Here is a 21,605-nt window from a genome sequence, read left to right as displayed (position 1 = left end):
GGCTGAAGGCGCCGATAATCAAGGTCGTGCTAGACCAGAAAGCTTTCTAAAACATCATTAAGGAAGAGCTGGCCTTTATGCGTTGTCTGCAACCGTTGTTTGTCTAGTAAGCCTTGCTGACGAAGCTGATTGAGTTGTGCTTTGATGGTTTCAATAGGCTGTAAGGTATGAGAACTATACAGCCCTTCGTCAACGCCATCGATCAACCTTAATGCATTCATCATAAATTCAAAGGGGCGGTCTTCATGGACAATTTCATGCTCTCCCCCTAACGGTGTGATGGCGTTTAAGTAGGCTTTGGGCGAGCGTTGCTTCCAGCGCCGCACAATTTTATCTTGCTGTGGGTAAGTAATCTTGCCGTGAGCGCCTGCGCCAATACCTAAATAGTCACCAAACTGCCAATAATTCAGATTATGTTGTGCTCGCGAAGCGGGTTGTTTAGCGTAAGCTGAGACCTCATATTGCGTAAACCCGTGTTGGGCCAGGTAAGCTTGCCCTGCTTGCTGAATATCCCATAATTGTTCGTCTTCAGGGACGACGGGCGGGCGGGCATGAAATTCGGTATTTGGCTCAATTGTGAGCTGGTACCAAGATAGGTGGTCTGGCTGTAATGCGAGGGCGGTTTCTAAATCTAATAATGCTTGCTCGGTACTTTGATCAGGTAAGCCATGCATTAAATCGATATTGAGGCGGTCAAACCCTATGTCTTTTGCGGCGCTGATCGCCGTGCGGGCCTCAGTGCTGCTATGTATACGGCCTAAGGCTTTTAAATGGTTAGTATTAAAACTCTGTACACCGACAGAGAGGCGGTTAACCCCCGCGTGCTTAAAGCCTTCAAAACGTGCTTGTTCAAACGTGCCCGGGTTCGCCTCCATGGTGATTTCGATGTTGTTTTGGAACGGGATAATTTGATCCGCTGCGGTTAAGATGCGATCTATCGCCTCAGGTGTAAAGAGGCTAGGTGTGCCGCCCCCTATAAAGATAGTACTAATTGAGCGGCCTTGAGCGGCTGCTCGTTCGCCGCGTAGGTCGTTAAGCACGGCGTCGACATAGGCGGCTTCGGGGATTTCTTCTTTAACGGCATGCGAGTTAAAGTCGCAATACGGGCACTTACGCACACACCACGGAATATGAATATACAAAGATAAAGGTGGTAGTGTGTGCATATAGGGCTTCAAAAGGCTTAAACGGGAAGGTTACAGCTTACAGGTAACTATCGATCTGCGCTAAAAATTGTTTAACAGCTTTACCGCGATGGCTGATGCGGTGTTTCTCCTGCGGAGATAATTGTGCCGCCGTTTGATCGGTGCCTGCCACCAAAAATAATGGATCATAACCAAAGCCAAAGGAGCCTTGAGGGGCTTCTAAAATACGGCCTTCAAGCGTGCCTTGGCAGATAAGTGGCATTGGATCTTTAGCGTGGCGCATATATACCAAAACACAACGATAGCGGGCCGTTCGTTGAGGTTCGGCAACATTGGCTAAAGATTCGAGTAATTTCGCGTTATTGGCTTGGTCGCCTTTGCCCGGACCAGAGAAACGAGCAGAATAAATGCCCGGGGCACCGTTAAGTGCATCCACTTCTAGGCCCGAATCATCGGCTAATGCAGGCAACCCCGTTGCTTCACAGGCGTGGCGTGCTTTGATGATGGCATTTTCGACAAAGGTTAAGCCGGTTTCATCGGCATCATCAACATTCAGCAATGACTGTGGAACAACCTCAATCTGGAACTGGCTCAGAATTTCGTTAAATTCATTAAGTTTCCCCTGGTTGCCGCTGGCAAGTACGATACGGTCAGTCATAAATTTGGCCTATTTAATCGGTGAAAAACTGTTGATCAAAGCGCAGCGTGATCGCCTCTTTATTCGGGTCCGGTTGCACTGTAATCGTAAAATCGAGAGTATCCGCATCTGCAAAGGTGAAGCTAGTTAGGTAATACACTGCATCCCCTTCGTTAATGAGAGAAAAACGCAGAGCTTGAAGCTGTTGAAGGCGGTTCGTAACCTCGCCATTAATGAGTGCCTTAACGGGCTTAGGTTCTGCGTTTTCGTCTTTTTTCATGACAGCAATGTTGAGCATGGCAGAATATTTACTGCGAACAATATTGTTCGCCTGAGCTACCTCGGGTGCTATAAAGGTGCTGTTAAAGGCATTGTAATGGATGATGTACTGTTCAGTTTCTATGGTTTGTTCAGCCTGTGCCGTTGGCATAACGCTGGATATCACCACGGTTAGCGCAAGGGTAAGGTAGGTCATCATTGTTTTCATGTAGGTATCCTCGGTCTGCCTTGATGAACCGTTATTCACGCATTAACGCGTGATACGGTAAATCGCAATCTCACCGAGCATGTTGGGCCATAAATGGTTCCACCAACGGTCACGGTGCTCATTGTCTACCACGGTGCGGTTAAGAATGCGAATATTCTGGTCAACGCACAGCTTTTCAAAATCTTTAAAGGTACAAAAATGAATGTTAGGTGTGTTGTACCAAGTGTACGGTAGAAACTTCGATACAGGCATCTGGCCGCGAAAAGCAAGATAGAAGCGGGCCCGCCAGTGGCCAAAGTTAGGAAAGGTGACAATACACTCTTTGCCGATGCGCAACATTTCTTCAACAATCAAATCTGGGTGGTTCATGACTTGTAACGCTTGAGTCATGATAACTGAGTCAAAGCTACCGTCTTGCAGTGTGGCTAAGCCTTCGTCTATGTTTTTTTCGATCACATTGACTCCACGGGATATACACGTGGTTATATTGCTGTGATCAATTTCGAGACCGTAACCTCTTACCTGCTTTTGTTGGATTAGATGGTGCAATAGCTCCCCATCTCCACAGCCTAGGTCTAAGACTCGGGTTGACGGAGCAATCCACTCACGGATAATATCAAGATCGGCACGCATGATTAGGCCTCTACTTCAGCGGTTGTGGAGGATGTTGCGGGTATGTCGGCTTCTACACGTGACATATAAGCTTTTAAAATATCCATGTAGCGAGGAATAGGTAGTAAAAAGGCATCATGGCCTTGAGGGGCATTAACCTCGGCGTAGCTCACATCTTTTCCGGCGTCGATTAACGCATCTAAAATTTCACGTGAGCGCTCCGGCGAAAACCGCCAGTCTGTTGTAAAAGATACCAATAAAAATTTTGCTTTTACATGGGCTAGCGCTTTGGCTAAATCGTGCTGAGCCTCGGCTGCTGGATCAAAATAATCCAATGCTTTGGTCATTAAAAGATAGGTATTAGCATCAAATGACGTCGAAAAGCGCTCACCTTGATATTGCAGGTATGATTCAACTTCAAACTGCGGATTGAAGTCGAACATGAGTTTACCTGTTTTCATTTCGCGGCCAAACTTATCACGCATGCCGTCGTCAGAAAGGTAAGTAATATGGCCAACCATACGGGCCAGCATGAGTCCGGTGCGCGGGACATCGTCTACATCATAGTAGCGCCCTTTGTGGAAACACGGGTCTTTTGAAATGGCCTGGCGTGCTACTTCGTTAAACGCGATATTTTGCGCCGATAGTTTAGCCGCCGAGGCGATAACCAAGCAGTGACGTAAGCGTTCTGGGTAAGAAATAGCCCACTGCAATGCTTGCATACCCCCTAAGCTGCCTCCAACAACGGCTGCCCACTGTTGGATGCCTAAACGGTCGGCTAATCGCGCTTGGCTTTCAACCCAGTCTGTAACCGTCATCAATGGAAAGTCGGGGCCATAAGGTTTCCCTGTGGCGGGGTCTATTTGATTAGGCCCACTTGAGCCATGGCAGCCTCCTAAATTGTTTAACGAAACTACAAAAAACTTATTAGTATCAATGGCTTTTCCTGGGCCAATAGCGCTGTCCCACCAACCCGGTTTGCTATCACCTTCATGAAATCCGGCTGCGTGGTGATGGCCTGATAGGGCGTGGCAAATCAAAATGGCATTAGAGGCGTCATCGTTTAAAGTGCCGTAGGTTTCAATCATTAAACGGTAAGCATCAAGCGTTCGCCCGCATGCTAGCGCTAGGGGTTCGGTAAAATCAATGGCTTGGGGAATAACGTAACCAATAGAGTCTGTTGGTATTTTTTGTGGCATCAGAGTGCTCCTCGACTAAAAAATAAAAAGTGAATTAGTCGGACATCACATCTCATATATAAGGAGCTTGCACCGCCGGGTAGGCAGCGGTACATGGCGCTCGTTGCAAAACGCTCTACGCTGAACAGGGGGGCTCAACGTTAAAGCTTGGTTTGTATTGTCTATATTAAGATAAGCATTCACGGCAGCCATCACTTAATACAGACGAATAATCAATTGCGCTAGTTGCGATTGAATAAGCTGAATAGCCAAAAATATAAAAATAGGCGATAGGTCAAGGCCCCCAATGGGTGGAATGACTTTTTGGAAAAGCTTAAACAGAGGCTCGGTTAATTGCATAATTAACTGTGGGGCAGGGTGGTAGCTACCCGGTGCGATCCAGCTAATAATGACTGAGCCAATCACAGCGTAAAAATAAATATTAAGGATAGCGTTAATGGTGTAAGCAACACTCGAAAGCAGGACTATTCCTAAGCCTTCTTGCAAAGCATATCCTTTAATGAGTAGAAGAACACAATAAAGGGCCACAACTAAGACAAAGGCGGTAATAAGAGGCGATATATCAATCCGTCCTACTTTTGGCAGCAGGCGTTGCAGCGGAGTCAGTACCGGCTGCGTAATTTTTACTATCGATTGGGATAGTGGGTTGTAATAGTCAGCTCCAGAAATTTGTAACAAAAAACGCACCAACATGATGTGTATGTAAAGTTGAGCAAATGTACTGATAATCAATGATATTGGATCGGTTCCCATAGCTGGATCTATCCTTTAAATAGGCCTGAGTTGTTCGCAGTATAGTGTCTTTATGGGGATGAATGAACCGTAAGCAAGTTTTCTTGGCATTACGGCTCAAACGACAAGATTACTCGCCTAATAGTTTAGCCAATTCGTGCGAGCGATCGGCACAAGCGGCCATTGCGTTTTCTACCACTTGGTCTAACTGTTGTGACTGAAAAGACAGAATGGCTTGCTCGGTTGTCCCCTTAGGAGACGCCACTTGGCGACATAGCTCAGCCGGTGTACTGTCGTTTGTGCACGCAATTTCAGCGGCGCCTCGTGCCGTTTGCAGTGTTAACTGCGTCGCCACCTCACGTGATAATCCTTGTTTTATACCGGCACTAATCATGGATTCCATGAATAAGAAGTAGTAAGCAGGCCCAGAGCCAGATACCGCGGTAATAGCGTGTAGTAACGACTCTTCATCCACCCACGCGGTAATGCCGACGGCCGAAAGAACAGAGTCGGCTTGAGTTTTCTGCTCTTCAGATACTTGGGCGTTTGCATACAATCCACTCGCGCCCATACCCACTAATGCTGGAGTATTTGGCATACAACGAACAATGGCTTGTTGTCCCCCTAGCCATTGGTTGATGCTGTCACAAGTAATGCCAGCCGCAACGGATACAAAAAGTTTGTCTTCAGTGCTAGCGGCTGACTGTAAGGGTAGTAAGACCTCTTTCAATAATTGAGGCTTGACGGCCAGCACAATTAAATCAGCATTCTTTACGGCTACAGCGTTATCGTCAGTGGTATTCAGCCCTTGTGCTTTTAAGTCATCCATACGGTCTAAGGTTGGTTCACTGGCCCATATACGATCAGCGGGGAAACCTGTTTTAAGTAGGCCGCCAATAATAGCGCGTGCCATATTGCCTGCGCCGATAAATGCAAGAGTAGGTTGCTTTGCTGGCTGAGTCACAAAAAATACCTCATGGCTGTTAAAGCCGGTTATTCATTAAAAATAAAGATATGCGGTGTTTGAGCCTCGTTTATGCTTTAAGAACGGGGTCCAAACAAGGCAGTTCCAATGCGCACCATGGTAGCACCTTCTTGAATTGCTATCTCCATATCGTTAGACATCCCCATAGAAAGGGTATCTAAGGACGGGTGCTTTTTTTGGAGCGTTTCAAAGAGGTGTTTCATACTGGCAAGTGCTTGGCGCTGCTCGGTTTTATCAGTGGTTGCTGCTGGAATAGCCATTAAGCCTCGCAGTGATAAGTTTGGCAATTCGGCTATTTGGTTCAGCAGTGCTTCAGCTGATTCAGGTAAACATCCTGACTTGGACAATTCGTGACTAATATTCACTTGCACGCAAATATTGAGAGCTGGCAGATGTGAAGGCCTTTGCTCTGAAAGGCGTTTAGCTATTTTTAGTCTATCGACGCTATGAACCCAATCGAAATGCTCAGCGATACTTCGACTTTTATTGGACTGTATTGGGCCAATAAAATGCCAGATTATCGGTAAATCACTAAGAGCGGCTATTTTTTCGAGTGCTTCTTGTGTGTAGTTTTCGCCAAATTGCCGTTGCCCAAGCTGATACAAACCGCGAATATCCTCGGCTGTTCGTGTTTTGCTCACAGCTAACAGAGTAACAGCGTTGGCGTCACGTCCTGCTTTTTGTGTGGCCAGTTTGATTTGCTGGCCTATGCTTGAGTAGTTCTCTGCTATGCTTGACATAAGGTCGTATTCAAAAACAGTATTCTTTGGTTAAATGGCCACATATTGTGTGGTAATGCTTCTACCTATTTTGAAGTAAGCCAAGGAAATAAGTAAGCCCTAGGTGTATAAGAAACAATGGATATTACAGAACTTCTCTCATTTACAGTACAGCAGGGCGCGTCTGACCTGCACATCACAGCGGGTATGCCACCTATGATTCGTGTTGATGGTGACGTCCGACGAATTAAGTTGCCGGCCTTAGAGCATAAGCAGGTCCACACACTTATCTATGACATCATGAATGATAAAATCCGCAAACAGTATGAAGATACAATGGAGGCGGATTTTTCGTTTGAAGTACCCGGTTTAGCGCGGTTTCGTGTCAATGCATTCAACCAAAACCGCGGAGCGGCGGCTGTATTTCGTACCATCCCAAGTAAAGTAATGACCATGGAAGATTTGGGGATGGGTAAGGTTTTTCAAGACCTATCAAATGAAGCAAGGGGCTTAGTACTAGTGACAGGCCCAACCGGTTCAGGTAAAAGTACAACGTTAGCGGCGATGATTGACTATGTGAACGATCACCGATCGGATCATATTTTAACTATTGAAGATCCCATCGAGTTTGTTCACGAAAGTAAAAAATGCCTTATTAACCAGCGAGAAGTGCATCGCGATACGCAAAGCTTTTCGAATGCGTTGCGCTCAGCGTTGCGTGAAGACCCGGATGTTATCCTTGTGGGTGAGATGCGAGACCTTGAAACGATTCGCTTAGCGCTAACCGCGGCCGAAACGGGGCATTTAGTCTTTGGTACTTTGCATACGACATCTGCAGCTAAAACCATTGACCGGATTATTGACGTTTTCCCAGCGGCCGAAAAAGATATGGTTCGCTCTATGTTGTCTGAATCCTTACAAGGGGTTATTTCTCAAACATTATTGAAAAAAACTAATGGTGGTCGTGTGGCTGCTCATGAAATAATGATTGGTACTCCTGCGATTCGCAATCTTATCCGTGAGGATAAAGTGGCACAAATGTATTCTTCAATACAAACAGGCGCGTCTCATGGAATGAAAACGCTTGATCAGTCGTTGACTGAATTAGTACAAAAAGGCCAAATTACTCGTGAAGTAGCTCGTGCTAAGGCAAAGAACCCACAAGCATTTTAAGTGGCCTAATTAGATATAACTGGAGATCCAATAGTGGAGTTTACACAGCTACTCAAAGTCATGATTGAGCGCGGTGCGTCAGATTTATTTGTCTCGGCAGGCGCGCGTCCTAGCATCAAGGTTGATGGCACGGTTAAGCCGCTTACCAAAGAACCTTTGAAGCCTTCGCAAGCTAGATCGCTGGTTTACTCAACTATGAATGATAAGCAAATTGCAGAGTACGAAAGCACGCACGAGTGTAACTTTGCAATTAGCGCACCGGGGCTAGGGCGTTTTCGGGTCAGTGCTTATGTTCAACGTAACACGCCGGGCATGGTGTTGCGTCGCATTAATACGCACATCCCCAATTTCGAAGAACTGAATTTGCCGCCGGTTATGAAAGATCTAGCCATGACTAAACGCGGTTTGATTCTTTTCGTGGGTGGTACATCAACCGGTAAATCTACCTCCTTAGCGTCGATGATCGATTATCGAAATCGCCATAGCCGTGGCCATATCATCACGATAGAAGATCCAATTGAGTATATTCACGAGCACAAAGAAAGCATAGTGACTCAACGGGAAGTTGGCATTGATACGGACTCGTTCGAGATTGCTTTGAGAAACACTTTGCGTCAGGCTCCTGATGTTATTTTGATGGGCGAAATTCGTACACGTGAGCTAATGAAGTACGGTTTATCGTTTGCTGAAACGGGCCACTTATGTATGGCGACCTTGCATGCTAACAATGCGAACCAAGCATTGGATCGCATTATTAGCTTCTTCCCGCCTGAGCACCATGATCAAGTGTGGATGGAGTTATCTCTTAATTTAAAAGCCATCGTGGCACAGCAATTGTTGCCAACCAAAGATGGTAAAGGGCGTCGCGCTGCTATCGAAGTTATGATTTGTACGCCGCTTATTCAGGATATGATCCGTAAAGGGGAAGTCCATGAAATTAAAGAGATCATGAAGAAGTCGACTAATTTGGGTATGCAGACCTTTGATCAGGCTTTGTATGAGCTTTATCGTGAAGGAACTATCAACTACGACACCGCTCTGGCGCATGCAGATTCCGCGAACGATTTACGCTTAATGATTAAGCTAAATGCTGATACAAATCCCGAATTAAATGCGGCGGCCGCCACAGAAAATGACTCGCTTTTCTTACAAGAGGATGAGGATTATATGAATATGTCAGGTGATTTGGAGATTCGAAACCTGTAACAGATTCACATGTGATGCTCTTAAATAGACAGCAATAAAAAACGCGCTTAAGGCGCGTTTTTTATTGGCTTGCACAAGCGTTAAAATAAACGCCTTACAAAGCTTGGTACACCAGTTCACCGTTAACCAGAGTATGAGTGACTTTCCCTTTTAGTGGCACGCCGATGAAAGGGGTGTTCTTACCTGCTGATACGCAGTTCTCTTGCGATAGCTCCCACGTTAGTTCGGGATCGAAGATGCAAATATCGGCTATATCGCCAATGGCAAGGGAACCTCGGTTAATATCAAGGATTTGAGCCGGTGAACTGGTGAGCTTTTCAATGAGTTGCGCCAGGGATAACAACTGCTGCTCTACTAACATTAAGCCAAGAGGTAACAAGGTCTCCAGCCCTGATATTCCGGGTTCTGTTGCGGCGAAGGGAGCCTGTTTAGCGGCAGGGTCATGAGGCTGGTGGTCGGAACAAATAGCTTGTATGCCATCGGTGACTAAGGCGTGGAGTAAGCCTGCACGGTCCAGTTGGCTACGCAATGGCGGTATAACGTGAAACAAGCTGTTAAAGCCATTAACGTTTTCATCAGTCAGTAGCAAATGATGTATGGCAACATCGGCGGTAACATTTAAGCCGCGTTTGCGAGCCTCTATCACCATGCGCGTAGAGTGCTCAGATGAAAGTTGCCCAAAGTGGGCACGAACGCCCGTTTGCTCAACGAGTAATAAACAGCGAGAGACTTCAACTGTTTCCGCGGTTTCAGGTATACCCGTTAAACCTAGACGGGTACAGGTAATGTCATCATGCATACAACCTTTGCCGGCTAAGTCTTTATCTTGGGGATGGAAGATCACTAAGAAGTCATGGGTGGCCGCGTATTCTAGGCAGCGTAATAGTACAAGAGAGTTGCTGATTTGCTCGCGACCGTTACTGAAGGCCACGCAGCCTGAACGTGCTAAAGCATGCATCGGTGCGAGCTGTTCTGATTTCAAACCCTGTGTCAGAGCGCCCACTGGTAAAATATTAGCTAACCCTGTGGCTTGCGCGCGATCTAGAATGAGTTCGGCAACGGCAGGGGAGTCGACAACAGGGCTAGTTGTTGGTGGGCACACCATGGTCGTAATCCCGCTCGCGACTGCAGCGGCAGACTCAGATGCAATGGTTGCTTTTTGGGTTTGCCCTGGTTCACGTAAATGGGTATTCATATCGATGAGCCCAGGGGTAACAACTAGCCCTGTTGCATCAATAGTTTTAGTTGGAGATACATCAATTGCTGGTGTTTGATCGATGCTAACGACTTTGCCGTTATCGATGTACAGATCGCAGACTTGGTCGATTTGATGTTTAGGGTCTATGAGTCGACCATTTTTGATTAATAACATAACAAGTTAAGCCTCTACCACATTGTTCTTTTCGGCGGTTTGGCCGCTCATCGCCATCGACATAACAGCCATGCGCACGGCTATTCCGTTTGTTACTTGATCAAGAATTAACGATCGGGGCCCATCGGCTACCGCAGATTCTATTTCAACGCCGCGATTGATAGGGCCCGGGTGCATAACAACAGCATCGGGTTTTGCGTTGGTTAGTTTTTCGTTTGTTAAGCCGTATAGTCGGTAAAATTCAGACTCGCTGGGTAGTAGAGCACTTTGCATACGTTCTTTTTGCAAACGCAGCATGATCACGACATCAACGTCTTTTAATCCTTGGTTCATGTCAGTAAAGACGCGTACACCAAGCATTTCTATATGTTTGGGTAAGAGTGTGGTGGGGGCAATGACTCGGACTTCTGCCGCCCCCAGTGTTAGCAATGCATGTATTTGAGAACGTGCCACACGAGAGTGGAGAATGTCCCCAACAATTGCCACGACAAGCGGTTCAAATTGCCCCTTGTGGCGACGAATAGTTAGCATGTCTAGCATGGCTTGCGTTGGATGGGCATGTCGTCCATCTCCCGCGTTGATGACGGCAACATTAGGCGTGACTTGCTCAGCAATGAAATGGGCTGCGCCGCTATCTGAGTGGCGTACGACAAACATGTCTGTTTGCATTGCCTCTAACGTTTGCAACGTGTCTTTGAGCGTTTCACCTTTAGATGTTGATGACGTGCTGATGTTGAGGTTTAGCACGTCAGCTGACAGGCGTTTGGCGGCTAACTCAAATGTACTTAGTGTGCGTGTGCTAGCCTCGAAGAAGAGGTTGGCAACGGTCTTACCACGAAGCAGCGGCACTTTTTTGACTTGTTGGGCACCCATGCCGACGAATGAGTCGGCTGTGTCTAAAATCTCGGTCAATAGAGATTTAGATAGACCTTCAACGGTGATGAAGTGTTTGAGTTGGCCTTCTTGGTTCAATTGAACGCTGTAGGCATCTTTTAGTTCGAACATGGTGCGCTCCGGCCTTAAGTCATTGGTTTTTGTCGGATTTCTAATGCTAAAGGTGTCGGGCCTAGCAGTTTTACTTGCTGGTTAGGTCCAAGCGATAGCGTGCCCCCTGAAACGTCCGCCTGTATGGGAAGCTCACGGCGTTGCAAGTCCAGTAATGTGACCAGTGTGACTGAGGCTGGACGTCCATAATCAAACAGCTCGTTAAGAGCGGCGCGAATGGTTCGACCGCTCATAATGACATCATCCACTAAAATAATGTCACGGCCTTCGGTGGCGTCAGGTAAATTTGACGCTTGTACAGAAGGGTTGAGGCCTATTTGCGAGAAATCATCTCTATAGAACGAAATGTCCAGAGTGCCCATCGTTTGCTGCGCATTCAGTGCGCTATGCAAACGCTCAGCAATCCATACACCACCGGTGTGAATGCCAATAATGTAGGGGTCGTTAATTTCACGGTGTTGTAATAATTGGTTCAGCTCGTCGATCATTTTATCCAACAAAGAATCGACGTTAAGAGTTCCCGAGACCATAAAGATCCTCCAGACGGGTATGGCTTGGAATACGCTGTGATGAGTTTAGCCAGCCATCAAAAATGATTTGAGCGGCTAAGCCATCGACAGACTCCTTCTTGAAATTGTTACTACCGCCCTTGCTGTAATGGATTTCTTTTGCCTCGTTGGTAGAGAGGCGCTCGTCCATCAAAAAGCAAGGGAGTTGAAAACGGTCTTGTATGCGGTTGGCGAACTTGCGTGCGCGGCGCGACATTTCGCTGATAGTACCGTCCATGTTAAGTGGGATACCGACAACTAAAATGTCAGGTTGCCATTCATTGATGAGTTTTTCGAGAGAAGGCCAATCGGGGGTGCCTTCTTTAGCAAAAACAGGTGTTAATGCGGTTGATGTACCTGTAAATGTCTGGCCTGCTGCGACGCCTATTCTGCGCGTGCCGAAATCAAAGGCCAGCACACATTGGCTGGTTGCAGTCATGAGTTATCTATTTAGGCGCGGCCGCTATGAGCGGTCAGCAAATTAAGATTCACGCCCAGCAGGGCGGCGGCCGCCTGCATACGTTCGCCAGCAGGCATATTGAACATTATATCGGAATTTGCAGGACAGCTTAACCAGACATTGTTACTAATTTCTTCTTCAAGTTGCCCAGCACCCCATCCCGCATAACCAATGGCGATTAAGGCCTCAGCTGAACCATGACTTGAAATGGCTTCAAGAATATCAAGCGAAGTGGTGAGTTGGATCTCGTCAGATATCTTATAGGTGGATAACCACGGGTCGCCCAGATAAGGGCGGTGTAAAACAAAACCCCTATCGCTTTGAACCGGGCCTCCAGCGTAAACGGATGTGGCTTGTTGATACTTGCCTGTCTTCATATCCAAATGCGTTAGCATTTCACTTAACGTGAGGGCTAAGGGCTGGTTAATTACGAGCCCCATTGCTCCGTATTCACTGTGATCACACAAATAGATAATGGTTTTAGCAAAACCATCGTCTTGAAGGTGAGGCATGGAGATTAAAAAGTGATCTCGCAAACAGGTTTGTTTTTTATTCATGGTTCTTTGCACGCACACTCTTAGACTGACCCATTAGGTTTAGTACAAGTGTGTGTTTTTCTCAAATTTCCACGTGCGTATGATTTCAAGAATATCAGTGCGTTTGCGCATTTCTGGTGTAAATGGTTGGAAAGGAGATGCTAGGCGCACGATGCGTATAGCCGCATCATCGAGGATTTTGTGGCCTGATGACTGCAGAATCTCGACACTTTTGAGGCTGCCATCAGGAAGAATAGCAACCATTAAGCGCAATGTGCCGAATACGCCGCGACTACGAGCTTCTTCAGGGTAATTTAAGTTACCCACATTTTCGATGCGCTTTCGCCAGTTGTTGAGATACACAGCATCATCATAAGCGGCGGTGGATACTGACGTTAGGCGTTTGATGCGGGGCCATGCCGCTAGCTCTTCTTCTTGTAATCTTACTTCGGCCTGTAAGTTGGCAATTTCGAGTGAACGCGCCAATAGTGACGTTGACTGTCCTGCTTTAGGAGCGCTGCTAGCTTGTTGTGTTTTTTTGGGTTTTACTGATTCTTTCTTTTGTTTGGATTTTTGGGTAGTAACAACCGTTTGAGAAGGCTTGCTGCTCTCTTTCTCAGGGCCCGCTTCAGGTGCTTTAGTAGTGGCCGGCGTTGGAGGCTCCGGTGTTATTTCTTCGGCGGGCTCAGCGTTAGTCGGTAGAGCCGATTGATTGCGAATCCGATCGTCTTCAAAATTGGATTGTTGAGTTGTTGATAAAATTCGCTTTTCTTCCTGAGTACCGCTGCCTTCTTGGTTACTTTGCGCTAAAAAGTCAGGGTCTTTGGGGGCCTCTTTAGCGGCGTGCTTGGCTAGTGTAATTTCTAGCGTATGAACAGGCGGAGGTGTGTCAGTGGTAATAAAGCTGCTACCGAATATGAAAAGAGCATGCAGCGCAATAGCGATAACGAGGGCTAAGCCGAGCTTATCCATTGAGCCTAATCGTGTTGGGGTGTTGGTCTCGTTTGTCGCTACTGACACAAAAGTTACGCCTGCTTAGAATGAATAGTCTGCTCAATTGAGTCCATTAATTGCATCGCTATATCCAAGCCAAATTGATTGTCGAGTTCGCGTATACAAGTAGGGCTAGTCACATTAATTTCAGTGAGATAGTCGCCAATAACGTCCAGTCCGACAAACAATAAACCTTTTGCTCTTAGGGTGGGGCCTACTTGTTCACAAATCCAGCGGTCACGATCAGTCAGTTCTCGGCCTTCTCCTCGGCCGCCTGCCGCTAAATTGCCGCGGGTTTCCCCCCCAGTTGGTATGCGCGCCAGCGAATGAGAAATAGGTTCCCCATTAATCATTAAAATACGCTTGTCGCCTTCGGTGATTTCGGGGATAAATTTCTGCACCATCACCATCTCACTACTGTGGGCTGTGACGGTTTCAATAATGACACCTAGATTCAGACCGTCTTCTTTAACACGGAATATAGAGGCTCCGCCCATGCCATCCAGAGGTTTTACGATGATATCGGCGTGCTCTTTGTGGAACTCACGGATTAAGTTTGGCTCGCGTGTGACCAAAACCGGCGGGCAACACTGTGGAAACTGTGTGGCGAACAGTTTCTCGTTAAAGTCGCGCAGGCTTTGCGGTTTGTTGACAATAAGGGTGCCCTCTTTTTCAGCCATTTCTAGCAAGTGGGTACTGTAAATAAACTCATTATCAAATGGCGGGTCTTTACGCATTAATATAACGTCAAGATCGCTCAGGTTTGCGGTTGTATAATCACCCCGTTCAAAGCAGTTTTCATGATTCATATCCACAGTAAGGGGTGCCATTAGTGCTTTGGCTTTACCGTCGCGGCTAAATAGGTGCTTTTGCTCCATGTACCAAAGCTCCCAGCCTTTTCGCTGAGCCGCCCACAACATGGCCAGTGAGCTATCTTTTTTGAAGTTGATTTGCTCAATTGGGTCCATAACAATGCCGACTTTTAACGTCATGTGCGGTTCCTCTGTTCGGTTGGGTCTATGTTAACGATCTATATTTAGGGTCAATGTTAAAGGCCGGTCTTTTGTGTGCGCTACTCAAATGCCTGGCTATTTACATAGGTCGTGCAGAGTGTAATGTATTCGTGCGGTCTGTCCTAGCCTAGATCACCCCATAGGTATTGAAGTATTGCCTGTGCTGCCACTGGTGCCGTTTCGGTTCGCATAACTCGCGGCCCAATGGCTACTGGTTTAAAACCAGCGGCTAAGGCCGCAGATACTTCATCTTCTGTTAGCCCTCCTTCAGGGCCAATCAATAAAGCAACAGAATCGGGACGCGGGTAATCGCCTAACGGTTGCTCTGTGTGATGATGTAAAACGAGCTTTAAATCAGCCTCAACATTGGCTAGCCAATCATCTAAGGTTTGGATGGCATTAATGGTAGGGAGTTCATTGCGTAAAGATTGCTCGCATGCGCTTACGGCAACCTGTTGCCAATGTCGAATGCGTTTGTCTTGTCGCTCATTGTTTAGCTTGACCTCGCAACGTTCAGTTATGAGCGGTGTCATGCTGGCCATGCCCGTTTCTGTGGCTTTTTGAACCGCGTAATCCATCCGCTCGCCACGAGAAACTGATTGGCCTATGTGAATCGCTAATGGGCTTGAACGGCTGACATGGTGGGTATCGATAACGATGGCTTCAGCGTGGCGCTTCTCTACGTGCGTTAATTTGCATAGATGTTCTGCGCCGTCTCCGTTAAATAAGGTGATTTGTTGGCCGGCTTTCATGCGTAATACGCGAGCAACATGTTGAGTCACCTCATCGCTGAGAGAAAAGGCTTCGCCTTGACGAATGTCGGTTGATTCATAAAAACGAGGTATGCGCATGCAGGCGTCCAAGTAAAGCAGAGTATAAGGAGTGCTTATTTTAAAGTGGCTCGCATCTGATAATCAAATGCTTAACAAACTCGTATTGAGTTAATGGTTTGTAGGCAAAAAAAAAGGTGCCTGTAAGCACCTTTTTATCAGAGTCTCATCGAAAGTCGTATTGGTTTATAAACCGGCGTCGGCTTTCAGGGCTTCTACTTTATCTGTTCGTTCCCATGTGAAAGTGGTGAACGTATCGCCATTCACTGAGACTTCTTCTGGCTCGCGGCCAAAGTGTCCGTATGCGGCAGTCAATTGGTACATAGGGTGCAACAAATCTAGCATGCGTGTTATTGCATTAGGACGTAGATCAAAGTGACGGCGAATCAGCTCGATGATTTTGTCATCAGAGATTTTACCAGTACCAAATGTGTTGATAGATACAGAAGTTGGTTCGGCTACACCGATGGCGTATGACACTTGAATTTCACAGCGGTCAGCTAAACCAGCCGCTACGATGTTTTTAGCCACATAACGGCCTGCATAAGCAGCAGAACGATCCACTTTGGAAGGGTCTTTTCCTGAGAACGCGCCGCCACCGTGGCGAGCCATACCGCCATAAGTATCAACAATAATCTTACGGCCTGTTAAGCCGCAGTCGCCCACTGGGCCGCCGATAACGAATTTGCCGGTTGGGTTGATATGGAATTGGGTATCTTTCGTAATCCACTCAGCTGGCAAAACATGCTTGATGATGAGTTCCATTACCGCTTCACGCAGGTCAGCCTGGCTGACGTCAGGGCTGTGCTGAGTCGATAATACAACAGCGTCGATTCCCGACGGCTTACCGTTTTCGTAACGGAAAGTTACTTGCGATTTTGCATCTGGGCGTAACCAAGGCAAGAGGCCTGATTTGCGAGCTTCAGCTTGACGCTCAACTAAGCGATGCGCAAAGGTGATAGGTGCAGGCATTAATACATCGGTTTCGTTTGAAGCATAACCGAACATTAAGCCTTGGTCGCCAGCGCCTTGGTCTTCAGGGCGAGAGCGGTCAACACCTTGAGCGATCTCAACCGATTGCTTACCGATAATGTTGATTACACCACACGTTTCGCCGTCGTAACCGACTTCAGATGACGTGTAACCTATATCGCAGATGACTTTACGCACGAGGTCTTCAAGATCGATCCATGCGGACGTTGAAATTTCGCCAGACACAACCGCAACGCCGGTTTTAACCAAAGTTTCACAAGCTACGCGTGCATGCTTGTCTTCGCTAATGATCGCATCCAGAACCGCATCAGAGATTTGATCGGCAATTTTGTCGGGATGGCCTTCAGAGACGGATTCTGAAGTAAATAAGCTATATTCGCTCATTGGCTGTTTTTGTCCTCGTAATACATGTAAAAGTCAGGGATGAAATCGATACCCTGTCGTTTTTGGAATGGCACATAGTTTACCGTTCTCGGTCAACAGATGCACAATTTTCGCTTTGCTTTTTTGATGAAAGTTCGTTGAGTCAGAGTGAAATGCACTCATTTTGCGCAAAATAACGTTTTTTCATTGAAGCGAGCCGTTATCTGCGAGAAAATTACGCCCTGTTTTTTTGCTTCATCCCTACAAAAAACCGGGTTATCCCAGGAGTTTATTGAATGTCGTCTCGCAGAGAACTGGCTAATGCAATCCGTGCGCTAAGCATGGATGCCGTTCAGAAAGCTAAATCAGGCCACCCAGGCGCGCCTATGGGCATGGCGGACATCGCCGAAGTGCTTTGGAATGATTTCATGAAGCACAACCCTGCTAATACGCAGTGGTTTGACCGCGACCGCTTTATTTTGTCGAATGGTCATGGATCCATGTTGATCTACTCATTGCTACACCTGACCGGCTATGATGTGTCTATCGACGACCTTAAAAACTTTCGCCAGTTACATTCAAAAACAGCAGGCCACCCTGAATACGGCTACTGCCCAGGTGTTGAAACCACGACAGGCCCTCTCGGGCAGGGTATCACCAATGCGGTGGGTTTTGCCGTAGCTGAAAAAACGCTAGCGGCGCAATTTAACCGTGAAGGCCACAACATTGTTGATCATCATACCTATGCATTCATGGGTGATGGCTGCATGATGGAAGGCATCTCTCATGAAGCATGCTCACTGGCCGGTACTTTGGGTCTGGGTAAACTGATTGTCTTCTGGGATGACAACGGTATTTCTATCGATGGTGAAGTCGAAGGATGGTACACCGACGATAACGTGAAGCGTTTCGAGTCTTACGGATGGCAGGTTATCCCTGGTGTCGATGGCCACGATGCAGACCAAATCCGTGAAGCGATTCTTGCCGCTCAAGAGAACACCGCGCAGCCAACGTTAATTTGTTGTAAAACAGTCATTGGCTTTGGCTCTCCAAATAAAGAAGGTAAAGAAGATTGCCACGGCGCTCCGCTAGGTGATGATGAAATCGTGTTGACACGTGAGCGTTTAGGCTGGACTCATCCAGCATTCGAAATCCCAGAAGATATTTACGCGGATTGGAATGCTGTTGAGGCGGGTACCCACGCGGAAAATGATTGGAATGAGCGTTTGGCATCATACCGCAATGAGTACCCTGAGTTGGCGGCAGAGTTCTTACGTCGAATCTCTGGCGAATTGCCGGCTGATTTTTCTGACAAAGCTGATGCTTACATTGCCGATGTTGTTGCCAAAGGCGAAACCATTGCATCGCGCAAAGCCTCTCAAAATGCATTGAATGCGTATGGTCCTTTATTGCCTGAGTTGTTGGGTGGTTCTGCTGATCTGGCTGGCTCTAACTTAACGTTATGGTCGGGCGCTAAAGGGATCAGTGCTGATGATGCGTCAGGTAACTACCTGTTTTATGGTGTACGCGAATTTGGTATGTCGGCCATTATGAACGGTATTGCGCTGCATGGCGGATTTATTCCTTATGGTGCAACCTTCCTTGTATTCATGGAATATGCTCGTAATGCACTACGCATGGCTGCTTTAATGAAGCAACGTGCCATCCATGTATACACGCATGACTCGATTGGCCTGGGTGAAGATGGTCCAACACACCAGCCTATCGAGCAAGTTGCAAATTTACGCACCACGCCAAACATGAGCTGCTGGCGTCCTGCTGATGCCGTAGAGTCTGCTGTTGCTTGGAAAGCGGCCATTGAACGCGCTGATGGTCCTACTGCGATGATCTTTTCTCGTCAAGGTTTAGCGCATCAAACACGTACTGATGAGCAAATTCAGAACATCAAACGTGGCGGTTATATCTTAAAAGATACAGACGGACAGCCAGACGCTATTGTAATTGCGACAGGCTCAGAAGTGGGGCTAGCCATGGACTCTGCTCAAGCGTTAGCTGCCGAAGGTATTAAGGTTCGTGTCGTTTCTATGCCAGAGACAACTCTGTTCGCTTCTCAGGATGCTGAATATCGCGAATCTGTTTTACCCGCCGCCGTTAAAGCGCGAGTAGCGGTTGAGGCGTTGCATGCTGACTACTGGTATAAATTTGTGGGCTTAGATGGCGCTGTGGTAGGTATGACTACCTTTGGTGAGTCGGCTCCAGCCGGTGATCTGTTCAAACATTTTGGCTTTACTGTCGAGAATGTAGTCAACACGGTTAAGTCAGTACTTTAACTGTCATAGCATAGGCCGGGTTAACCCGGCCTAATTTGTTATAAGTTCTTTATTTGTTTTAGGTAATAGGCAGCGATGAGTTACCGGGTAGCCATTAATGGTTATGGACGTGTTGGTCAGTGTGTGCTGCGGGCTATCTATCAACAAGGTCTAAATAAGACGTTACAGGTTGTTGCATTAAACGAACTGTCAGATATTGATACGGTCACCTACCTAACGCGCTATGATACCACGCATGGTCGATTTCCATTTCCGGTTGAGCATGACGAAACACATCTGTTAATTGATGAAGATGCGATACTTGTGCTGAATCAGCCAGATGCTTCCTTGCTGCCTTGGAAGGCGCTGGATGTTGATCTGGTAATCGAGTGTTCGGGTTCTTTCAGTGATCGAGCAACGGCTGAACAGCATTTGCAAGCAGGAGCAAGTAAGTTACTGTTTTCTCAACCTGCCAAGCCTGATGTGGATGCGACGATCGTCTATGGCCTAAACCATCAAGATTTAACGGCGCAGATGCAGATTGTTTCAGCGGCATCCTGTACCACAAACTGTGTTATTCCGGTCTTACATTTGTTAAATGAAGCCTTTGGTATTACCCAAGGAGTAACGACCACGATTCATTCAGCAATGAATGATCAACCGGTGATTGATAGTTATCACCAAACTGATTTGCGCCTGACGCGAAGCGCTATGCAGTCGATTATTCCTGTTGATACCGGTTTGAGCCGCGGTATTGACCGATTATTGCCAGAGCTGGCCGGACGCTTCGAGTGCTTACATCTGCGTGTGCCTACCATTAATGTCTCTGTCATGGATATGAGTATTAATGTAGCAAAAGGCACTGATGCCGCGGAAGTGAATAAGCTACTCAAGAACGCCTCCGAACAGCAATTTAGAGGTCTTTTGGGGTATACCGAAGAGCCGCATGCTTCGGTAGACTTTAATCATGATCCTCGCTCGGCAGTAGTCGATGGCACCCAAACACGGGTGAGTGGCGAAACGCTCATTAAGTTATTGTGCTGGTTTGATAACGAATGGGGTTTTGCTAACAGAATGTTGGATGTTGCTGTCGATTGGCTAAAGGCGAAGTAGTTTTCTTTTAATTTATAAAAATGAAGTAGGACAGCCTCATGAGTGTATTGAAGATGACTGATCTGGATCTGCGCGGTAAACGCGTACTGATCCGTGAAGACCTCAATGTTCCTGTTAAGGATGGACAGGTCACCTCAGATGCCCGTATTCGCGCATCTCTACCAACAATCGAATTTGCCTTAAAAGCGGGCGCTAAGGTGATGGTTATGTCTCACCTAGGCCGTCCAACTGAGGGTGAATATGAAGAGCAATACTCATTAGCGCCTGTTGCTGCGCATATAGAAAAACTGCTTTCTAGATCAGTACCTTTAATTAAAGATTGGTTGGCTGGTGGGTTTGAAGTAGCAGAGGGCGATCTCGTTTTATTAGAAAACGTTCGTTTCAATACCGGTGAGAAGAAAGACAATGAAGCACTGTCGCAACAAATGGCTGCGCTGTGTGATGTATATGTAATGGACGCCTTTGGAACGGCCCATCGTGCTCAGGCATCAACGCATGGTGTGGCGCGTTTTGCACCGATTGCTTGCGCAGGTCCGTTGTTGGCCAATGAACTAGAAGCATTGGGTAAAGCGCTAGATAAGCCTACACCACCACTGGCGGCAATTGTTGGTGGTTCAAAAGTTTCAACCAAGCTAGAAGTGTTAAATGCACTGTCTGATAAAGTTGACCAACTGATTGTTGGTGGAGGCATCGCTAACACGTTCTTGGCCGCCGCAGGCAAACCTGTGGGTAAGTCGCTATGCGAGCATGATTTAATTCCAGTAGCGCAAGAGCTCATGAAGCGGGTAAACATTCCGTTGCCCGTTGATGTTGTGGTTGCTACGGAGTTTTCGGAATCAGCAACGGCAACGGTTAAGGCTGTCGACGACGTAGCTGAAAATGATATGATTTTGGATATAGGTCCGGAATCCGCTGCTAACTTAGCGGCCCTACTAAAGGATGCCGGTACTATTATTTGGAACGGCCCAGTAGGTGTGTTTGAATTTGATCAATTTGGTGAAGGAACGAAAACCTTAGCCTTAGCTATTGCTGAAAGTGAAGGCTTTTCTATTGCGGGTGGCGGTGATACGTTAGCCGCTGTGGATAAGTATAACATTGCTGATCAAGTGTCTTATATCTCAACGGGAGGCGGTGCCTTCCTTGAGTTTGTAGAGGGTAAAGTATTGCCAGCAGTAGCGATTCTGGAAACCCGTGCCGCGAGCTAACAGGCCAGG

Annotated in this window: 22 protein-coding genes; 5 read left to right on the top strand and 17 right to left on the bottom strand. The window is 47.0% G+C overall.

What is annotated here, in order from left to right; all coding sequences use genetic code 11:
• Positions 1-29: 29 nt before the first annotated feature.
• The 8 genes from hemW to OW491_RS13235 all read right to left on the bottom strand — a co-directional run bounded on the left by hemW (position 30) and on the right by OW491_RS13235 (position 6,537).
• A complete protein-coding gene (hemW, locus tag OW491_RS13270) occupies positions 30-1,166 on the bottom strand; it encodes a radical SAM family heme chaperone HemW (protein WP_290036431.1) in 1,137 nt (378 codons plus the stop codon).
• Positions 1,167-1,203: 37 nt separating this feature from the next.
• Complete coding sequence (gene rdgB, locus OW491_RS13265) at positions 1,204-1,803, bottom strand: RdgB/HAM1 family non-canonical purine NTP pyrophosphatase (RefSeq protein ID WP_075171026.1); 600 nt, start codon at positions 1,801-1,803, stop codon at positions 1,204-1,206.
• 13 nt (positions 1,804-1,816) lie between these two features.
• A complete protein-coding gene (locus tag OW491_RS13260; protein WP_290036429.1) occupies positions 1,817-2,269 on the bottom strand; it encodes a DUF4426 domain-containing protein in 453 nt (150 codons plus the stop codon).
• A gap of 42 nt (positions 2,270-2,311) precedes the next feature.
• A complete protein-coding gene (metW, locus tag OW491_RS13255; RefSeq protein ID WP_075171028.1) occupies positions 2,312-2,902 on the bottom strand; it encodes a methionine biosynthesis protein MetW in 591 nt (196 codons plus the stop codon).
• A 2-nt stretch (positions 2,903-2,904) separates the two neighbouring features.
• Positions 2,905-4,080, bottom strand: coding sequence for a homoserine O-acetyltransferase (locus OW491_RS13250; protein ID WP_178967857.1), 1,176 nt, complete (start codon positions 4,078-4,080; stop codon positions 2,905-2,907).
• A gap of 195 nt (positions 4,081-4,275) precedes the next feature.
• Positions 4,276-4,833: a YggT family protein gene (locus OW491_RS13245; RefSeq protein ID WP_075171030.1), complete on the bottom strand. Its 558-nt coding sequence runs from the start codon at positions 4,831-4,833 to the stop codon at positions 4,276-4,278.
• A gap of 109 nt (positions 4,834-4,942) precedes the next feature.
• On the bottom strand, positions 4,943-5,776 hold the full coding sequence (gene proC, locus OW491_RS13240) for a pyrroline-5-carboxylate reductase (protein ID WP_254842925.1): 834 nt from the start codon (positions 5,774-5,776) through the stop codon (positions 4,943-4,945).
• A 77-nt stretch (positions 5,777-5,853) separates the two neighbouring features.
• Positions 5,854-6,537 carry a YggS family pyridoxal phosphate-dependent enzyme gene (locus OW491_RS13235; RefSeq protein WP_290036426.1) on the bottom strand — a complete coding sequence of 228 codons (684 nt, stop codon included), beginning with the start codon at positions 6,535-6,537 and terminating at the stop codon, positions 5,854-5,856.
• A gap of 117 nt (positions 6,538-6,654) precedes the next feature.
• Here OW491_RS13235 and OW491_RS13230 point away from each other — a divergent pair, with 117 nt between their 5' ends.
• Complete coding sequence (locus OW491_RS13230) at positions 6,655-7,689, top strand: type IV pilus twitching motility protein PilT (RefSeq protein WP_075171032.1); 1,035 nt, start codon at positions 6,655-6,657, stop codon at positions 7,687-7,689.
• Between the two features lie 33 nt (positions 7,690-7,722).
• The gene (locus tag OW491_RS13225) at positions 7,723-8,895 is read left to right on the top strand and encodes a PilT/PilU family type 4a pilus ATPase (protein WP_178967859.1); all 1,173 of its coding nucleotides are present in this window, start codon (positions 7,723-7,725) and stop codon (positions 8,893-8,895) included.
• Positions 8,896-8,989: 94 nt separating this feature from the next.
• On the opposite strand, the gene OW491_RS13220 is transcribed toward OW491_RS13225, so the two are convergent.
• From OW491_RS13220 to metK, 9 genes are all read right to left on the bottom strand, one after another.
• The gene (locus tag OW491_RS13220) at positions 8,990-10,267 is read right to left on the bottom strand and encodes a dihydroorotase (protein WP_290036422.1); all 1,278 of its coding nucleotides are present in this window, start codon (positions 10,265-10,267) and stop codon (positions 8,990-8,992) included.
• Between the two features lie 6 nt (positions 10,268-10,273).
• Positions 10,274-11,272, bottom strand: a complete 999-nt coding sequence (locus OW491_RS13215; RefSeq protein WP_075179205.1) for an aspartate carbamoyltransferase catalytic subunit — start codon at positions 11,270-11,272, stop codon at positions 10,274-10,276.
• 14 nt (positions 11,273-11,286) lie between these two features.
• Positions 11,287-11,802, bottom strand: coding sequence for a bifunctional pyr operon transcriptional regulator/uracil phosphoribosyltransferase PyrR (pyrR, locus tag OW491_RS13210; protein WP_178967861.1), 516 nt, complete (start codon positions 11,800-11,802; stop codon positions 11,287-11,289).
• Positions 11,783-12,259, bottom strand: coding sequence for a Holliday junction resolvase RuvX (ruvX, locus tag OW491_RS13205; protein ID WP_075171037.1), 477 nt, complete (start codon positions 12,257-12,259; stop codon positions 11,783-11,785). The genes pyrR and ruvX overlap by 20 nt, the downstream gene beginning before the upstream one ends.
• Positions 12,260-12,270: 11 nt before the next feature.
• Complete coding sequence (locus OW491_RS13200) at positions 12,271-12,837, bottom strand: YqgE/AlgH family protein (RefSeq protein WP_075171038.1); 567 nt, start codon at positions 12,835-12,837, stop codon at positions 12,271-12,273.
• 39 nt (positions 12,838-12,876) lie between these two features.
• Positions 12,877-13,836, bottom strand: coding sequence for an energy transducer TonB (locus OW491_RS13195; RefSeq protein ID WP_246283306.1), 960 nt, complete (start codon positions 13,834-13,836; stop codon positions 12,877-12,879).
• A 5-nt stretch (positions 13,837-13,841) separates the two neighbouring features.
• Complete coding sequence (gshB, locus tag OW491_RS13190; protein ID WP_290036415.1) at positions 13,842-14,801, bottom strand: glutathione synthase; 960 nt, start codon at positions 14,799-14,801, stop codon at positions 13,842-13,844.
• A 143-nt stretch (positions 14,802-14,944) separates the two neighbouring features.
• Positions 14,945-15,673, bottom strand: a complete 729-nt coding sequence (locus tag OW491_RS13185) for a 16S rRNA (uracil(1498)-N(3))-methyltransferase (protein ID WP_290036414.1) — start codon at positions 15,671-15,673, stop codon at positions 14,945-14,947.
• A gap of 165 nt (positions 15,674-15,838) precedes the next feature.
• Positions 15,839-17,029 (bottom strand): methionine adenosyltransferase, encoded by a 1,191-nt coding sequence (gene metK, locus OW491_RS13180; RefSeq protein WP_075171041.1) that lies wholly within the window; start codon positions 17,027-17,029, stop codon positions 15,839-15,841.
• A 275-nt stretch (positions 17,030-17,304) separates the two neighbouring features.
• On the opposite strand from metK, the gene tkt reads away from it, so the two are divergent.
• The 3 genes from tkt to OW491_RS13165 all read left to right on the top strand — a co-directional run bounded on the left by tkt (position 17,305) and on the right by OW491_RS13165 (position 21,596).
• Complete coding sequence (tkt, locus tag OW491_RS13175) at positions 17,305-19,299, top strand: transketolase (RefSeq protein WP_290036412.1); 1,995 nt, start codon at positions 17,305-17,307, stop codon at positions 19,297-19,299.
• 75 nt (positions 19,300-19,374) lie between these two features.
• Positions 19,375-20,391, top strand: a complete 1,017-nt coding sequence (locus OW491_RS13170) for a glyceraldehyde 3-phosphate dehydrogenase NAD-binding domain-containing protein (protein ID WP_075171043.1) — start codon at positions 19,375-19,377, stop codon at positions 20,389-20,391.
• A 38-nt stretch (positions 20,392-20,429) separates the two neighbouring features.
• On the top strand, positions 20,430-21,596 hold the full coding sequence (locus OW491_RS13165) for a phosphoglycerate kinase (RefSeq protein ID WP_075171044.1): 1,167 nt from the start codon (positions 20,430-20,432) through the stop codon (positions 21,594-21,596).
• Positions 21,597-21,605: the final 9 nt, after the last annotated feature.

The sequence above is a fragment of the Neptunomonas sp. CHC150 genome (assembly GCF_030397555.1).
Taxonomy (GTDB): domain Bacteria; phylum Pseudomonadota; class Gammaproteobacteria; order Pseudomonadales; family Balneatricaceae; genus Neptunomonas; species Neptunomonas phycophila.
Note: the sequence above shows the minus strand (reverse complement) of the source record. Positions and strands in the feature narration are given on the sequence as shown.

Coding starts and splice junctions, on each gene's coding strand:
- hemW (WP_290036431.1), bottom strand. CDS start 1,166: ATGCACACACTACCACCTTTATCTTTGTATATTCATATTCCGTGGTGT.
- rdgB (WP_075171026.1), bottom strand. CDS start 1,803: ATGACTGACCGTATCGTACTTGCCAGCGGCAACCAGGGGAAACTTAAT.
- OW491_RS13260 (WP_290036429.1), bottom strand. CDS start 2,269: ATGAAAACAATGATGACCTACCTTACCCTTGCGCTAACCGTGGTGATA.
- metW (WP_075171028.1), bottom strand. CDS start 2,902: ATGCGTGCCGATCTTGATATTATCCGTGAGTGGATTGCTCCGTCAACC.
- OW491_RS13250 (WP_178967857.1), bottom strand. CDS start 4,080: ATGCCACAAAAAATACCAACAGACTCTATTGGTTACGTTATTCCCCAA.
- OW491_RS13245 (WP_075171030.1), bottom strand. CDS start 4,833: ATGGGAACCGATCCAATATCATTGATTATCAGTACATTTGCTCAACTT.
- OW491_RS13235 (WP_290036426.1), bottom strand. CDS start 6,537: ATGTCAAGCATAGCAGAGAACTACTCAAGCATAGGCCAGCAAATCAAA.
- OW491_RS13230 (WP_075171032.1), top strand. CDS start 6,655: ATGGATATTACAGAACTTCTCTCATTTACAGTACAGCAGGGCGCGTCT.
- OW491_RS13220 (WP_290036422.1), bottom strand. CDS start 10,267: ATGTTATTAATCAAAAATGGTCGACTCATAGACCCTAAACATCAAATC.
- OW491_RS13215 (WP_075179205.1), bottom strand. CDS start 11,272: ATGTTCGAACTAAAAGATGCCTACAGCGTTCAATTGAACCAAGAAGGC.
- pyrR (WP_178967861.1), bottom strand. CDS start 11,802: ATGGTCTCGGGAACTCTTAACGTCGATTCTTTGTTGGATAAAATGATC.
- ruvX (WP_075171037.1), bottom strand. CDS start 12,259: ATGACTGCAACCAGCCAATGTGTGCTGGCCTTTGATTTCGGCACGCGC.
- OW491_RS13200 (WP_075171038.1), bottom strand. CDS start 12,837: ATGAATAAAAAACAAACCTGTTTGCGAGATCACTTTTTAATCTCCATG.
- gshB (WP_290036415.1), bottom strand. CDS start 14,801: ATGACGTTAAAAGTCGGCATTGTTATGGACCCAATTGAGCAAATCAAC.
- OW491_RS13185 (WP_290036414.1), bottom strand. CDS start 15,673: ATGCGCATACCTCGTTTTTATGAATCAACCGACATTCGTCAAGGCGAA.
- metK (WP_075171041.1), bottom strand. CDS start 17,029: ATGAGCGAATATAGCTTATTTACTTCAGAATCCGTCTCTGAAGGCCAT.
- tkt (WP_290036412.1), top strand. CDS start 17,305: ATGTCGTCTCGCAGAGAACTGGCTAATGCAATCCGTGCGCTAAGCATG.
- OW491_RS13170 (WP_075171043.1), top strand. CDS start 19,375: ATGAGTTACCGGGTAGCCATTAATGGTTATGGACGTGTTGGTCAGTGT.
- OW491_RS13165 (WP_075171044.1), top strand. CDS start 20,430: ATGAGTGTATTGAAGATGACTGATCTGGATCTGCGCGGTAAACGCGTA.